The following is a 14177-nucleotide window of genomic DNA, read 5'->3' as shown; positions in this document are numbered from 1 at the left end:
ACATGAAAGAACCATGGAAAGACCGCATCGGCGATTTTATGGCGGGAAAGGGCTTCTACATAGTCCTGTTCCTGTGCGTCGCCGCAATTGGAATCTCGGGCTATTATCTTCTTGCCAATCTGGATACTCCCAGCCAGGAGCTGGAAGTGGCCGGAAAGGTCCAGGTCACCGTCACGCCGCCCCCGGCGGAGCACTCGCTCTCGCCCCAAAAACCGGCAGTGAGCACCCGGCCTTCTCCGCAGTCCACGGCCAGACCCAGCGCCACACCGGCACCCACCCGGACACCTGCGCCCTCTGCCGCGCAGAAAGAGACGGAGACATCCACCGCCTTTGTCTGGCCGGTGGAGGGGGAGACCATCCACCCGTACAGTGTGGAGACCCTGGTCTATGATCAGACGATGGGAGACTGGCGCACCCACGAGGGGGTGGATCTGGCCGCCCCGGTGGGGAGCACGGTGTGTGCCACCGCCGCAGGAACGGTGGTATCGGTCCATCTGGATGACCTGATGGGGACCACCGTCACCGTGGAGCACGCGGATGGGCTGCGAAGCGTATACGCCAATCTGGCGGAAGAGACCGCCGTCACCGAGGGAGCCACCGTACAGGCGGGCGATCCCCTGGGCAGTGTGGGAGAGAGTGCTATCGCCGAAAGTGCGCTGGCCCCCCATCTCCACTTTGCCCTGTGGCAGGGGGATGCCCCGCTGGACCCCGGCGAGTACCTGCCCGCCTCCTGAGTAAGGGAGAGAACGAATCAGAGCGCAATCCAGCCCCGGAGTCCGAGGACTCCGGGGCTGGATTTTTGTATGGGGGAGAATTGCGGCAGAGAGGGCCATCGTGTATGATAAAATCAAAGGAAGGTTTATAAAAGCGGTGACACAGAGAATACAAATTCTTCTGTTATACTCCAGGAGAAAAGGGGGCGTGGAGTATGGACTGTAAGATCCTGATCGTAGAGGACGAGGCCAAGCTGCGGGAGGTGCTGTGCGACTATTTCCTCAGCAAGGGAGAGCGCCCGGTGGAGGCCGGCGGCGGATTGGAGGCCCTGGAGCGGCTGGAAGAGGAGGCCTTTGACGCGGTATTGCTGGACATCATGATGCCGGGGCTGGACGGACTCTCGGTGTGCCGGGCGGTGCGCCGGAGCAATGATGTCCCCATCCTGTTTCTCACTGCGCTGTCCGATGAGGAGGACAAGCTGCTGGGGTATGAGCTGGGGGCCGACGACTATGTGACAAAGCCTTTTACCCTGTCGGTCCTCTATGCCAAGACCATGGCCCTCATCCGGCGCAACCGGAGGAATGTGCTCGCCGGGGACCGGATGGAGGCGGGGGGAATCACGATGGAGCTTGCCGCCCAAAAGGTCTTTGCGGCCGGACGGGAGGTAGTGCTGACGCCCAAGGAATTTGCCCTGCTGCGCTGCCTCATGGAGCACAAAAACATGGTCCTGAGCCGGGAACAGCTTCTGGTCAAATGCTGGGGATATGACTACGAGGGGGAATCCCGGGCGGTTGACACCCAGATCAAGCGCCTGCGGGAAAAGCTGGGAGAGCAGGCCGCCTGCATCAAGACGGTCATCAAGGCGGGGTACCGACTGGAGGGGTGAGGGATGAGAAGACGCAACCGAGTGCGTTCCATGACGGCAATCACACGGCTCCTAGCCATTGCTGTGCTGGGTACATGGCTGGTATCCATGTACTGTGTCACATCCATCGCGGCGGAGTATGCCGCCGCACGATATCTGACGGAATATCACGATTTTGCGTCAGTCCTTTCGACACGGAGTTTGCAAAGGTGGCTGGGCCGGGAGTTTTCGGAAATCTATGAAAACTACGATCGGAACCGGATGTGGGAAGCGGTGGACAGCGGAAGTTCGGCAGGTTCTTTTCACAACATAAATATGGAGACAAGAGAAGGCGGTGGTTTTCTTCCGCGGCTGGATCGTGACGAGGTCTATTCCGCGGCGGCAATCTATGACCCGGAGGGAAAGCTGCTCGAATGCAGCTGGAGAAACTATTTTTACTTTGAATATCTGACCGAGGAGCAGTGGCAAAACCGGGAGGAGCGCTCCGGAAATCACGCACGGGCACTTTTTGACCGGGAAAAGATGACCGAAGCGGGCCGGGCAATAGTTGCGGACAGCTCGCTGACCTTTGACGCCAGTGCGATGCGGTTTACCGGCACCTTTGATGGTGTGGATCTCACGCCCTGTAAAATCGAATGTATTGACTGGGATGCCTTTCAGGAGGCGCTCTTCTCCAGAGGGAGCGGAGAGTATACGGTTCCCGGTGTGGTAGAGGACAACGCCCTTACCTGGATCACGATCTATGAAGATCCGGAGGCCACGGCGCCGGATGGCGAAAGGGTCACACTCTATTCCGACTGGTTTGATGTCTGTTATAATCAGCCTGCACCGGCTTTTTCCTATGGGGGCAGCACTTACGAAAATGTGAGCGCACTTACTGCGGAGCTGGGCCCAAAACTGGCAGACGGGTTACAGGATTTGACCCGGTATGAGGGGATGGATCTGTTGATCCCCAGTGTAAATTACTGCACGGATTTCGATGGGCAGACCCACTACTCGCCCTATTTTTATGGGGAGGAATCCTATGAAGAGGGGGCCCCGCAGCTTCGCTTCTATACGGTCAGCATCATCTATTGTTCGCCGTGGCGCACGGCCTTCCGGGAGCTGCGCAATGTATATCTCGTTACCTTCGCATTGGCGTTGGTACTGCTGCTGATCGTCCGGAGTCAGATCAAAAAGCGTCTGGTACAGCCGGTGGCTGAGATCGTGCAGGCCATGGGAGATCAGTGGAAGAAGGTCTACCGGCCTGACCATGTCCCGGCGCTGTGGGGAGAGGCGGAAGGACTGGCAAAGGCCTTTGACGCCGAACAGGACTGGCGGCATATCCGTATAAATGAGATCAACCGCCTGACCACTGCGCTGGAATATGCCAAGGCAGCGGAGCAGAACCGCCGCCAGATGACCTCCAACATCGCCCACGAGCTGAAAACCCCCCTTGCCGTCATCCACAGCTACGCAGAGGGGCTGAAGGAGCATATTGCGGAGGAGAAGCGGGAGAAATACGTCGACGTCATTCTGGCCGAGGCCGAGCGCACCGACGCTTTGGTGCTGGAGATGCTGGACCTCTCCCGGCTGGAGGCGGGCAAGGTGAAGCTCTCCCGGGATGAGTTCTCCCTCATCGACCTGACCCGGGCGGTCTTTGAAAAATTGGAGCGGACGGCGCAGGCCAGGAATCTTCAGATCGAGTACCAGTTTCCGCCGCCCTTTACAATCACAGCGGATGAGGGGCGCATTGCCCAGGTGATTGAGAACTTTGCCTCAAACGCCGTCAAATACACCCCCGAGGGCGGGCGTATCATGGTGTGCATCCAGAATGGGCGGGATACGGTCTCCTTCTCCATTGCAAATGAGAGCGCACCTTTGCCGGAAGAGGCGCTGGAGCGGATCTGGGACACCTTCTACCGGGTGGATGAGGCCCGCTCCGGCGGCGGAACAGGGCTGGGACTGGCCATCGCAAAGAGCATCGTGGAACTGCACGGGGGCCGCTGCTCGGTGCGGAATACCGACTGGGGAGTGGAATTTCGCTTTACTCTGTGAGGGCGGCATAGGAGAGGACAGACACACATAGGATAGGCCCGTGGAGGTGATGCGTATGGCGCATAGACCGGAGCGGGGATGGGGCCGGGACGTGGGAACAGCGGTTGGCCTATTGTGTGCGGCGGCGGCGCTGATGGCCTGTCCTGCCCAGGCCATGGAGGGGGCGCGCAGCGGACTGGCGCTGTGCGGGGAGGTCATTATCCCCTCGCTGTTTCCTTTTTTCATCCTCTCTTCTCTGGTGGTGGAGCTGGGACTGGCCGGTCAGCTGGGGCGGGCGCTGGAGCCGGTCATGGGGCCGCTCTTCGGCCTGAACGGCGCCTGTGCCTCTGCTGTGGCCCTGGGGCTGATTGGCGGATACCCGGTGGGAGCTAAGACGGCGCTGGGTCTCTACGAGAACGGGCTCTGTACCCGCCGGGAGGCGGAGCGGCTGCTGGCCTTCTGCAACAACTCCGGCCCGGCCTTTGTACTGGGGGTAGTGGGGGCGGGGATCTTTTCCAGTGCCCGGGTGGGACTGCTCCTCTATGGGCTGCACATCCTCTCCGCGCTGTGCGTGGGGGCGGCCTTCCGGCTGGTGTGCGGCCGGGCGGACCAAAGGGGAGGGCATGCGGGACGGCGGCCGGTCTTTCAGGCCAGACACCTCACGGCCGCCTTTACGGAATCGGTCAAGCAATCCCTCCAGGCAATGCTGAATATCTGCGCCTTTGTGGTGTGCTTCAATGTGATTTTGCGTCTGCTCACTGTGACGGGGGTACTCACCGGAGCGGGATGGCTCCTCCGTGTGCTGCTGGGGTCCCTGGGGATGGACGGGGTGTGGGCCCAGCGTCTCCTGACCGGGGCACTGGAGATCTCCTCCGGCGTGTGGACCCTCTCGGGCGGGGGAGCGGCGGGGCCGCGGATGGTGATGGCCTCCCTGATCCTGGGGTGGGCCGGGCTGTCGGTCCACTGTCAGGTCCTCTCCCTGTTGGGCGGGAGCGGCCTTTCCACCCGCACCTATCTGCTGGGAAAAGGGCTGCATGCCCTGTGTGCGGCGGGCCTGACCGCGGCGGCGGTATCGTTGCTGCCGATGGAGCAGCCCGCCTGGAGCGCGGTGACCGGAGGGGGAGCGTTTCTCCTCTCCGTGGAGCCGGGAAGCCTCTGGATGTGCTCCTTCGGGACGGCGGGAGGAATTTTTTTGCTTCTGCTCCTTCTGGGTGCCGGAAAGACGCGAAAAAAACCTGTTCACACCGGGGAAAGCGTGCTATAATATCCTAATAAGTCCATGGAAAGGCATTTGCCGCAGGATGGACTGTGCGAGAACACTGTGTACAAGAGACGGAAGTGAGGTCACACCATGCTATTCAAAAAAGAGATCGAGCCCCGCTGCGCCTACTGCGCCCGTGGGACCCAATTGGAGGAACATACCATCCTCTGTAAAAAGAAAGGCGTGGTGGAAGCGGGAGGACACTGCCGGTCGTTCCAGTATGATCCGCTCAAGCGGGTCCCGCCCCGTCCGGCCGTGCTGGACCTGAGCCGTCTGGACGACGAGGATTTCAGTCTGTAAACAGCAAGAGGGCAGACCATATGGTCTGCCCTCTTTCGTATCATCGGCGGTGCGGCATGCATCGTCTATTTGGCTTTGCAGAAATAGGCCAGCAGCTCCACGATCTCTTCCGTGGTCAGCTGGGCGCTGTTGAGGCACAGGTCATAGCTCTCCGGGTCGCCCCAGGTGCCTCCGGTATAATACTCCGAGTAGGACTTGCGCTGTTTGTCGGTTTTACGGACCAGTGCCGCAGCGGATTTTTCGTCAATCTGCTCCAGGGCACTCACCCGGCGGACCCGCTCCTCCCAGGGGGCGCAGATATAGACGCTCTTGTGGGGAATGCCGGCCTGCGTCAGCACATAGTCGGCACACCGGCCCACCAGAAGGCAGTCCTCCGTGCGGGCCTTCTCCCGGATGACCTCACTCTGAAGCCAGAAGAGCGTATCGTTGGGGGAGGAGCCCCGGTTGACCGCGCCGTTGCCCTCATAGAGGCTCTCGAAGAGCCAGGGACTGCTCTTGCGCTCATCGGCGTCCTCCAGCCGGGATACCCGGATCTGGCCGCGGGCGGCGGCCAACTCGATGAGCTCACGGTCATAAAATGCGATGCCCAGACGCTGGGCAAGACGGCGGCCGATTTCACGTCCGCCGCTCCCGAACTGACGGCTCAGACAGATAACGGTATGTTCCATACTCGGGACCTCCTTTCCGGCAGTGGGTGATTGGAACCGGGGAAATCGTTCCCCCTTTCTTATATTTTAGGTCGATTCGGAAACCCTGTCAACGGATTTCTGTACTTTGAAAGGCGGTTTTGGAGGGGAGAAACCGAGTACCCTCTTGAATTCCTACTATTTCTATCGTATAATCAAAATAAAACGAGGTGAGCAGCATTGAAAATTTCCACCAAGGGGCGCTATGCCCTGCGGGTCATGATCGATCTGGCCGTCCATCGGGATGAGGGGCTGATCCCGCTCCATGAGATCGCGGAGCGCCAGGATATTACCGTCAAATATCTGGAGCAGATCATCTCTCTGCTGAGCCGGGCGGGCTTCCTTCAGAGCGTCCGGGGGAAAAGCGGGGGATACCGTTTGGTACGGGAGCCCTGGGAATATACCGTTGGGGACATCCTGCGGGCGACCGAGGGAAAGCTGGCCCCCACGGTCTGTCTGGAACTGGGACCCGATCTGTGCCAGCGGCACCAGGCCCATGGAGACTGTCCGGCCCGGGCCTTCTGGACGGAATTCTACGATACGATCAATGACTTTCTGGACCGTAAGACCTTGCAGGATCTGCTCCCCAAGACGGGAGAATGACAGAGGTACTGTAAATTTTGACAGAAGTCCGCGTTTTGCGCTTGACAAAAAGAGCGGTTTCTATTATAATCATATTAAACCAATAGGAATTAAAGAAAAAAGAAAAATGACAGCCGAACAGGAGGTCTTTTCGTGTACGTATATGCAGACAATGCCGCCACAACTGCCATGAGCAAAACGGCGATTCGGGCTATGGAGCCCTATTATGATATGCTTTACGGCAATCCCTCCAGCCTGCACAGTGTGGGCCAGCGGGCCGCCGAAGCACTGGAGGCCGCCCGGGCCAAAGTAGCATCCTGCCTGGGTGCAAAGCCGGAGGAGATCTACTTCACCTCCGGTGGAAGCGAGGCCGACAACCAGGCCATCCGCTCCGCCGCGCTGGTAGGCGCCCGGAAGGGCAAGCGCCACATCATCTCCACCGCCTTTGAGCACCATGCCGTCCTCCACACCCTCAAAAAGCTGGAGCGGGAGGGCTTTGAGGTCACTCTGCTGGGTGTGGGGAGCCAGGGTCTGGTCAAGGTGGAGGATGTAGCCGCCGCGATCCGGGAGGATACTGCGCTGGTCACCATCATGTACGCCAACAATGAGGTGGGCACCATCCAGCCCATTGCCGAGATCGGCGCGCTGTGCCGGGAGAAGGGGATTCCCTTCCATACCGACGCGGTCCAGGCGGTGGGACACCTTGCCATCGACGTGGAGCGGGACCAGATCGATATGCTATCCCTTTCCGCCCACAAGTTCCACGGGCCCAAGGGTGTGGGTGCCCTCTACTGCCGGAAGGGACTTCCGCTGCTGCCCTTTATTGAGGGCGGCGCACAGGAGCGCAACCGCCGGGCTGGTACCGAGAACCTGGCCGGGATCGCGGGACTGGCCGCCGCGCTGGAAGAGGCCAATGCCAATCTGGAGCGCAATGCTCCCCACATCACCGCCCTGCGGGACAAGCTCATTGACGGGCTCTCGCAGATCCCCCACGCCCGGCTCAACGGAGACCGGGAGCACCGTCTTCCCGGCAATGTGAGCTTCTGCTTTGAGGGCATCGAGGGGGAGAGCCTGCTCCTCCTGCTGGATGCCAAGGGGGTGGCCGCATCCTCCGGATCGGCCTGCACTTCGGGCTCTCTGGATCCCAGCCACGTGCTGCTGGCCCTGGGACTGCCCCATGAGGTGGCCCACGGCTCCCTGCGCCTGTCCCTGTCTGAGTATAACACCATGGAGGAGATGGACCACATTCTCAAGGTCGTCCCCGAGGTGGTTTCCTATCTGCGCGACATCTCTCCCGTGTGGGAGGACCTGGAAAAAGGAGTGAAAACACATGTTATATAGTGAAAAGGTGATGGATCATTTCCAGAATCCCCGGAACCTGGGCAAGATGGAAAACGCCGACGGGATCGGAGAAGTCGGCAACGCCAAGTGCGGCGACATCATGAAGATGTATATCAAGGTGGAGGACGGGATCATCACCGATGTGAAGTTCAACACCTTCGGCTGCGGCTCCGCCATTGCCACGAGCTCTATGGCCACGGAGCTGGTGAAGGGAAAGCCCATTACAGAGGCGGTGAAGCTCACCAACCAGGCGGTGGTGGAGGCTCTGGATGGACTGCCCACCCAGAAGATCCACTGTTCCGTCCTGGCAGAGGAGGCCATCAAGGCCGCGGTCAAGGACTACTACGACCGCAACGGCATCTGCTACGATGAGAAGGATCTGGCCCCGGCGCCCGAGTGCCCCTGCTGCCACGGCTGATACAACCCCACATATGCCTCCGCCCTCCTGCGGCGGAGTGCAGATATATTCCAACTCTCTCTCTTTAACTCAAAAGCCATCAGGCCCGGTATCTGCCGGGCCTGATGGCTTTTCTGCATTCGGGATTGGCGGAGGGACCGGGTGTGTGCTATACTGAACTGGAATAGGGAACTTCCCGGTTGAGATTTTACAGAAGGAGGACATGGAGTATGCAGCGCAAGGATTCGCTCTACCAGAATTTTGTCCGCATTTTGGAGGAGGAGCTCCAGCCCGCGATGGGGTGCACCGAGCCCATTGCCCTGGCCTACGCAGCAGCCAAAGTACGGGAGGCGCTGGGAAAGCGGCCGGAGCGGATGAAAGTGGCGCTGAGCGGCAATCTGATGAAGAATGTGAAGAGCGTCATCGTGCCCAATACCGGCGGCCTCCGGGGGATCGAGACATCGGTGGCGGCAGGTGCGGCGGCGGGCGCGGCCGAGCGGGAGCTGGAGGTCATCTCCACGGTGGATGAGGCAGGGCGGGAGGCCATTCGGGCCTTCCTGCGGGAGGTGCCCATCCAGGTGGAGCGGCTGGAGAGCCCGTCGGTACTGGACATGGAGCTCACCGCGTGGGCAGGAGATGATACGGCTCTCATCCGGATCACCGACCGACACACCAACATTGTCTCCCTTCAGCGTAACGGGAAGGAGCTGCCCCGGGCAGAGCAGGGGGAAACGCAGGATACGCCGGCAGATAAGGCGGACCGCGGTCTGCTCAGCGTGGAGCGCATTGTGGAATTTGCCGATTGCCTGGACGTGGAGGATGTGCGGAGCGTCCTGGAGCGCCAGGTGTCCTATAACATGGCCATTGCCCAGGAGGGAATGGAGCACGAGTACGGCGCCGGCATCGGGCGTACCCTGCTGGAGGACGGCGGAAGCCTCAAAAACAAGGTGAAGTCCATGGCGGCCGCGGGATCGGACGCCCGTATGAGTGGGTGCGAGCTACCGGTGGTTATCAATTCCGGCAGCGGGAACCAGGGGATCACCGCCTCGGTGCCCGTGGTGGTCTGGGCCCGGGAGAAGGGGTACGACGAGGAGCGGATGTACCGGGCGCTGGCGGTCTCCAATCTGCTGGCCATCCACCAGAAGGCCTACATCGGTGTGCTCTCGGCCTACTGCGGAGCGGTGAGCGCCGGGAGCGCTTCGGCCGCCGGAATTGCCTACCTGGAGGGGGGCGGCTATGACGCGGTGGCCCACACGATGGTCAACGCCCTGGCGATCACCTCGGGGGTCATCTGTGATGGAGCCAAAGCCTCCTGCGCCGGAAAGATCGCCGTGGCAGTGGAGAGCGGTATCCTTGGCTACCAGATGTACCGGCAGGGCCACCAGTTCTGGGGCGGAGACGGGATCGTCAGCAAGGGCGTGGACCAGACCATCCGGAACGTGGGCGAATTGGCCCGGGACGGTATGAAGGAGACCGACCGGAAGATCGTGGAGCTGATGCTGGACAACCTCTCCTCCGCGTCTGGAGCGGTCGAGACGGGAAACTGCTGAACAAGAAAGAGGACCTGCTTCTCAGAAGCAGGTCCTCTTTTTGCACCAAAGAGAGCTTGGCAAGTGGGATTATCCCCGATAGCCCAGCACACGGGAGATATTGGCGGCCGTGCGCTTGACCTCTTTGATCATCTCTTCCTGATCGGCCGACATGCGGTAGTCCGGCCCGGAGACCGATACCGAGGCAATCACCCGGCGGCTCAGATCATAGATAGGAGCGCCGATGCAGATCAGGCCGCTTTCGATCTCGCCGTTGTCCATGGCATATCCTTCAATCCGGACCCGCGCCAGCTCCTCCCGCAGGCGGTCGGGATCGATGATGGTGCGCTCGGTGAGGGGGGCGCACTGCTTGAGCCACTCGCAGTAATCGTCGATATAGGTTTCGCTCTGGTCGGCCAGAATGATCTTGCCGGCACTGGTAGCATAGGCCGGGACCCGGGAACCGATCTTTGTATTACAGACAATGGAGCGGTGGGTCTCCACCTTGTCGAGATAGAAGATATCCCGGTCCAAAAGCACGCTGAGATTGATGGTCTCCTTCACCGCGTTGGAGAGCTGCTCCAGCTCGGGGCGGGCCACCCGGCGGAGATCAGACTGACCCAGGATCACGCTGGAGAGCAGGATCAGGCGGGGCCCCACGCGGTAGCTCTTGCGTACCGGATCCTGCTCCAGATATTGCCGCTCAACCAGCGTGGAGACCTGCCGGAATACTGTGGTGGTGGGGATCCCCAGATGATCCACCAGAGCCTTCAGCGTCCATTCCGTCTCTCCGTCCATAAAACATTCCAGGATCTGTAATGCACGCAGAATACTGGAAACCTGTTCTTTCGCCATATGTCATCGACCTTTCGTCCATATTTTCTACATATAAAAATCGAGGATTCAACTTGACAAAGCCCCGAAAATTGTCTATGATTAGCATATCACAATCCGTCTGATTTGTGAATCTTTTTCTGACAGATTTTCGGAATCTTTTTCCGGTATAAGGAATTGGAGGAAAAATGGTCAGAAAAGCGGCCTGATTTCTGCGGAGAACAGACCAGGCGCTGCGCCGATGACAGAAAAGGAGGGTGGAGAATGGCTGAGAACGTGATGAAACTCGATCACGTACAGGTCATGGAAATTATTCCTCACCGCGACCCCATGCTGCTCATTGATGAGGTGAGTGAGCTGGAGCCCGGCAAGCGTATTGTTGCTACCTTCTGGGTGGATCCTGCCCGCGATTTATTTCGGGGTCATTTCCCAGGCGATCCAGTGCTGCCCGGTGTTTACACTGTGGAGGCCACTGCTCAGGCCACGGACCTGATCCTGATGACCAAACCCTGCTATGCCGGCAAGACCCCCCTGTTTCTTGGCATAAACAATGTGAAGTTCCGTAAAAAGATCCTCCCCGGCGATACCCTGGAGATCCACGCGGAGCTGCTCAGCGAACGCATGGAAAAGGCAATTGCCACGTGCCGGTGTCAGGTATTCACCGCTGGAGAGCTGGCGGCGGAGACTGAAGTCACCATTGCGATGCGCTGAGGCGCTGCGCAAACCTTGGAATGGAGTGCCTGTCCCCGAGACCCCTCGTGCAGGCGCTCCATTTCGCCCATGATCCAAATTCGGAATGAGATTCCATTTTTGGCTTTTTATACCTTCTCTTTGACCTGTATATTTTAAAGGAGGAAATCTGCATGATGACATCCCAGGAGTACATCGAGAGCCTGCGGAAGCTGAAGACGCGGGTGTACATGTTCGGGGAGCAGATCGAGAACTGGGTGGATCACCCGATGATCCGTCCTTCGATCAACTGCGTGGCCATGACCTACGCGCTGGCCCAGAACCCGGAGTATGAGGATCTGATGACCGCCACCTCCAGCCTGACCGGGCGGAAGATCAACCGGTTCACCCACCTGCATCAGTCCACGGACGACCTGATCAAGAAGGTGAAGATGCAGCGTCTTCTGGGCCAGAAGACGGCCAGCTGCTTCCAGCGGTGCGTGGGCATGGACAGCTTCAACGCGGTGTTCTCCACCACGTATGAGGTGGACGAGGCCCATGGTACTCACTACCACGAGAACTTCAAGAAGTTCCTGACCATGGTGCAGGACAACGACCTGACGGTGGACGGCGCGATGACCGACCCGAAGGGCGACCGTTCCAAGGCGCCCCACGCCCAGGAGGATCCGGACATGTACGTGCATGTGGTGGAGCGGCGTGCGGACGGCATCGTGGTGTGCGGTGCCAAGTGCCACCAGACGGGTTCCATCAACTCCCACTGGCACATCTTCATGCCGACCATCTCCATGGGTCCGGATGATAAGGACTGGGCGGTCTCCTTTGCGTGCCCCACCGACGCGGAGGGCATGTACATGATCTACGGGCGTCAGTCCTGTGACACCCGGAAGATGGAGGAGAACGCGGACATCGACCTGGGCAACAAGGCCTTCGGCGGCCAGGAGGCCCTGGTGGTTCTGGACCATGTGTTCATCCCCAACGAGTATATCTTCCTGAACGGCGAGTACGAGTTTGCCGGCATGATGGTGGAGCGGTTCGCCGGGTATCACCGTCAGAGCTACGGCGGCTGTAAGGTGGGCGTGGGCGACGTGGTGATCGGCGCCACGGCGCTGGCGGCCGAGTACAACGGCGTGGAGAAGGCCTCCGCCGTGAAGGACAAGCTGATCGAGATGACCCACCTGAACGAGACCCTGTACTGCTGCGGCATTGCCTGCTCCAGCCAGGGCTTCCAGACCAAGGCGGGCAACTACCAGATCGACCTGCTGCTGGCCAACGTGTGCAAGCAGAACGTGACCCGTTTCCCCTATGAGATCGTGCGCCTGGCCGAGGACGTGGCGGGCGGCCTGATGGTGACCATGCCCTCTGAGGCGGACTTCAAGTCCGGCACGGTGGTGGGCCGGAACGGCGAGACCATCGGCGAGATCTGCAACAAGTTCTTCAAGGGCCGCCCCGGCGTGTCCACGGAGGACCGTCAGCGCGTGATGCGGTTCCTGGAGAACATCTGCCTGGGCGCGGCGGCGGTTGGCTACCGTACGGAGTCCATGCACGGAGCCGGCTCTCCCCAGGCGCAGCGGATCATGATCTCCCGGCAATGCAACATGGAGGGCAAGAAGCAGCTGGCCCGGAACATTGCGGGCATCCATAACGACAACAAGAACTGAAGGTAGGAGGCGAACCGAATTATGGAGTTCAATCTCAGCAAGGAGCAGGCGCTGGTCCAGAAGATGGTGCGCGAGTTCACGGAGAACGAAGTGAAGCCCATCGCGGCAGAGACCGACCGTACCTGCGAGTATCCCCGTGAAAACATTGAGAAGCTGTTCCGTTACGGCGTGATGGGCATGTGCGTGCCCAAGGAGTACGGCGGCGCTGGCGCGGACGACCTGAGCGCGGCCATCGCGGTGGAGGAGCTGAGCAAGGTGTGCGCCTCCACGGGCGACATCGTGGCCACCCACAACGGTCTGTGCTGCGACCCCATCCTGCGCAACGGCACCGAGGCTCAGAAGCAGAAGTACCTGCGGATGCTGACCGAGGGCCGGAAGGTGGGCGCCTTCGCGCTGACCGAGCCCAACGCTGGCTCCGACGCCTCCAAGGGCACCACGACTGCGGTGCTGGAGGGCGACCACTATGTGCTCAACGGCTCCAAGGTGTTCATCACCAACGGCTATGTGGCCGACGTGACGGTGGTGTTCGCCATGACCGATCCCAGCAAGGGCACCCGCGGCATCTCCGCCTTCATCGTGGAGAGCAGCTTCCCCGGCTACTCTGTGGGCAAGCACGAGGAGAAGATGGGCCTGCACGGCTCCCCCACGGCTGAGCTGGTGTTCACCGACTGCATCGTGCCCAAGGAGAACCTCCTGGGCAAGGAGGGCCAGGGCTTCAAGATCGCCATGCAGACGCTGGACGGCGGCCGCATCGGCATCGCGGCCCAGGGACTGGGCATCGCGGAGGGCGCGGTGGAAGAGGCCATCAACTACACGAAGAACCGCGTGCAGTTCGGCAAGCCCATCTCGCTGTTCCAGAACACGCAGTTCACCTTCGCGGACATGAAGGTGGCCATTGAGGCCGGCCGTCTGCTGACCTACCAGGCTGCGACCCTGAAGACGGCTGGCAAGCCCTTCACCACCGAGGCTGCGATGGCGAAGCTGTTCACCTCCGAGAACGCGATGAAGATCACGACGAAGGCGCTGCAGATGTTCGGCGGCTACGGCTACACGAAGGACTATCCCATGGAGCGGATGATGCGGGACGCGAAGATCACGGAGATCTACGAGGGCACCAGCGAGGTGCAGCGGATCGTGATCGCCAGCCACATGGGCCTGAAGTAAGAACGGAGGGACAGAGCAATTATGAAAGCAATCGTATGTGTGAAGCAGGTGCCGGATACCTCCGGTAAGGTTGCGGTGAAGGCGGACGGCACCATGGACCGTGCGTCCATGGCGACCATCACCAACCCCGATGATATGAA

The 14177-nt window shown here is 60.3% G+C and carries 14 protein-coding genes and 1 pseudogene; 13 read left to right on the top strand and 2 right to left on the bottom strand.

The window, feature by feature from the left end; translation table 11 throughout:
- The first annotated feature begins 2 nt into the window (after window positions 1-2).
- The 5 genes from H8S34_RS12690 (at window position 3) to H8S34_RS12670 (ending at window position 5156) form a co-directional block, all read left to right on the top strand.
- On the top strand, window positions 3-734 hold the full coding sequence (locus tag H8S34_RS12690) for a M23 family metallopeptidase (protein WP_101692083.1): 732 nt from the start codon (window positions 3-5) through the stop codon (window positions 732-734).
- 194 nt (window positions 735-928) lie between these two features.
- Entirely contained in the window at window positions 929-1600 is a 672-nt protein-coding gene (locus tag H8S34_RS12685; RefSeq protein WP_101692082.1) for a response regulator transcription factor, read from the top strand.
- Between the two features lie 30 nt (window positions 1601-1630).
- Complete coding sequence (locus H8S34_RS12680; protein ID WP_186964168.1) at window positions 1631-3616, top strand: sensor histidine kinase; 1986 nt, start codon at window positions 1631-1633, stop codon at window positions 3614-3616.
- Between the two features lie 55 nt (window positions 3617-3671).
- Window positions 3672-4859: a nucleoside recognition domain-containing protein gene (locus H8S34_RS12675; RefSeq protein WP_186964167.1), complete on the top strand. Its 1188-nt coding sequence runs from the start codon at window positions 3672-3674 to the stop codon at window positions 4857-4859.
- An 87-nt stretch (window positions 4860-4946) separates the two neighbouring features.
- Entirely contained in the window at window positions 4947-5156 is a 210-nt protein-coding gene (locus H8S34_RS12670; RefSeq protein ID WP_101692079.1) for a hypothetical protein, read from the top strand.
- 65 nt (window positions 5157-5221) lie between these two features.
- Here H8S34_RS12670 and H8S34_RS12665 read toward each other — a convergent pair whose 3' ends face one another.
- Window positions 5222-5824 carry a cytidylate kinase-like family protein gene (locus H8S34_RS12665; protein WP_101692078.1) on the bottom strand — a complete coding sequence of 201 codons (603 nt, stop codon included), beginning with the start codon at window positions 5822-5824 and terminating at the stop codon, window positions 5222-5224.
- 198 nt (window positions 5825-6022) lie between these two features.
- Here H8S34_RS12665 and H8S34_RS12660 point away from each other — a divergent pair, with 198 nt between their 5' ends.
- From H8S34_RS12660 to H8S34_RS12645, 4 genes are all read left to right on the top strand, one after another.
- Window positions 6023-6445 carry an RrF2 family transcriptional regulator gene (locus tag H8S34_RS12660; protein ID WP_101692077.1) on the top strand — a complete coding sequence of 141 codons (423 nt, stop codon included), beginning with the start codon at window positions 6023-6025 and terminating at the stop codon, window positions 6443-6445.
- Between the two features lie 132 nt (window positions 6446-6577).
- Complete coding sequence (gene nifS, locus H8S34_RS12655; protein WP_186964166.1) at window positions 6578-7765, top strand: cysteine desulfurase NifS; 1188 nt, start codon at window positions 6578-6580, stop codon at window positions 7763-7765.
- Window positions 7755-8183 (top strand): Fe-S cluster assembly scaffold protein NifU, encoded by a 429-nt coding sequence (gene nifU, locus H8S34_RS12650; protein ID WP_101692075.1) that lies wholly within the window; start codon window positions 7755-7757, stop codon window positions 8181-8183. The genes nifS and nifU overlap by 11 nt, the downstream gene beginning before the upstream one ends.
- Before the next feature lie 209 nt (window positions 8184-8392).
- Window positions 8393-9712: an L-cysteine desulfidase family protein gene (locus H8S34_RS12645; RefSeq protein WP_186964165.1), complete on the top strand. Its 1320-nt coding sequence runs from the start codon at window positions 8393-8395 to the stop codon at window positions 9710-9712.
- A 69-nt stretch (window positions 9713-9781) separates the two neighbouring features.
- Here H8S34_RS12645 and H8S34_RS12640 read toward each other — a convergent pair whose 3' ends face one another.
- Entirely contained in the window at window positions 9782-10546 is a 765-nt protein-coding gene (locus tag H8S34_RS12640; RefSeq protein ID WP_186964164.1) for an IclR family transcriptional regulator, read from the bottom strand.
- 243 nt (window positions 10547-10789) lie between these two features.
- Here H8S34_RS12640 and fabZ point away from each other — a divergent pair, with 243 nt between their 5' ends.
- From fabZ to H8S34_RS15215, 4 genes and pseudogenes are all read left to right on the top strand, one after another.
- Window positions 10790-11236 (top strand): 3-hydroxyacyl-ACP dehydratase FabZ, encoded by a 447-nt coding sequence (fabZ, locus tag H8S34_RS12635; RefSeq protein ID WP_235964341.1) that lies wholly within the window; start codon window positions 10790-10792, stop codon window positions 11234-11236.
- 152 nt (window positions 11237-11388) lie between these two features.
- On the top strand, window positions 11389-12873 hold the full coding sequence (locus H8S34_RS12630) for a 4-hydroxyphenylacetate 3-hydroxylase family protein (RefSeq protein WP_207724981.1): 1485 nt from the start codon (window positions 11389-11391) through the stop codon (window positions 12871-12873).
- A gap of 21 nt (window positions 12874-12894) precedes the next feature.
- Window positions 12895-14037 (top strand): acyl-CoA dehydrogenase, encoded by a 1143-nt coding sequence (locus H8S34_RS12625; protein WP_101692071.1) that lies wholly within the window; start codon window positions 12895-12897, stop codon window positions 14035-14037.
- Between the two features lie 21 nt (window positions 14038-14058).
- Window positions 14059-14177: pseudogene (locus H8S34_RS15215) on the top strand (electron transfer flavoprotein subunit beta); the annotation flags it as partial.

The organism is Pseudoflavonifractor hominis, assembly GCF_014288125.1.
GTDB lineage: Bacteria > Bacillota > Clostridia > Oscillospirales > Oscillospiraceae > Pseudoflavonifractor_A > Pseudoflavonifractor_A gallinarum.
This window is presented reverse-complemented; position numbering and strand designations above follow the sequence as displayed.

What these genes read in the sequence shown, in the direction of transcription:
- H8S34_RS12690 (WP_101692083.1), top strand. Translation starts at nt 3, where the DNA reads ATGAAAGAACCATGGAAAGACCGCATCGGCGATTTTATGGCGGGAAAG.
- H8S34_RS12685 (WP_101692082.1), top strand. Translation starts at nt 929, where the DNA reads ATGGACTGTAAGATCCTGATCGTAGAGGACGAGGCCAAGCTGCGGGAG.
- H8S34_RS12680 (WP_186964168.1), top strand. Translation starts at nt 1,631, where the DNA reads ATGACGGCAATCACACGGCTCCTAGCCATTGCTGTGCTGGGTACATGG.
- H8S34_RS12675 (WP_186964167.1), top strand. Translation starts at nt 3,672, where the DNA reads ATGGCGCATAGACCGGAGCGGGGATGGGGCCGGGACGTGGGAACAGCG.
- H8S34_RS12670 (WP_101692079.1), top strand. Translation starts at nt 4,947, where the DNA reads ATGCTATTCAAAAAAGAGATCGAGCCCCGCTGCGCCTACTGCGCCCGT.
- H8S34_RS12665 (WP_101692078.1), bottom strand. Translation starts at nt 5,824, where the DNA reads ATGGAACATACCGTTATCTGTCTGAGCCGTCAGTTCGGGAGCGGCGGA.
- nifU (WP_101692075.1), top strand. Translation starts at nt 7,755, where the DNA reads ATGTTATATAGTGAAAAGGTGATGGATCATTTCCAGAATCCCCGGAAC.
- H8S34_RS12645 (WP_186964165.1), top strand. Translation starts at nt 8,393, where the DNA reads ATGCAGCGCAAGGATTCGCTCTACCAGAATTTTGTCCGCATTTTGGAG.
- H8S34_RS12640 (WP_186964164.1), bottom strand. Translation starts at nt 10,546, where the DNA reads ATGGCGAAAGAACAGGTTTCCAGTATTCTGCGTGCATTACAGATCCTG.
- fabZ (WP_235964341.1), top strand. Translation starts at nt 10,790, where the DNA reads ATGGCTGAGAACGTGATGAAACTCGATCACGTACAGGTCATGGAAATT.
- H8S34_RS12630 (WP_207724981.1), top strand. Translation starts at nt 11,389, where the DNA reads ATGATGACATCCCAGGAGTACATCGAGAGCCTGCGGAAGCTGAAGACG.
- H8S34_RS12625 (WP_101692071.1), top strand. Translation starts at nt 12,895, where the DNA reads ATGGAGTTCAATCTCAGCAAGGAGCAGGCGCTGGTCCAGAAGATGGTG.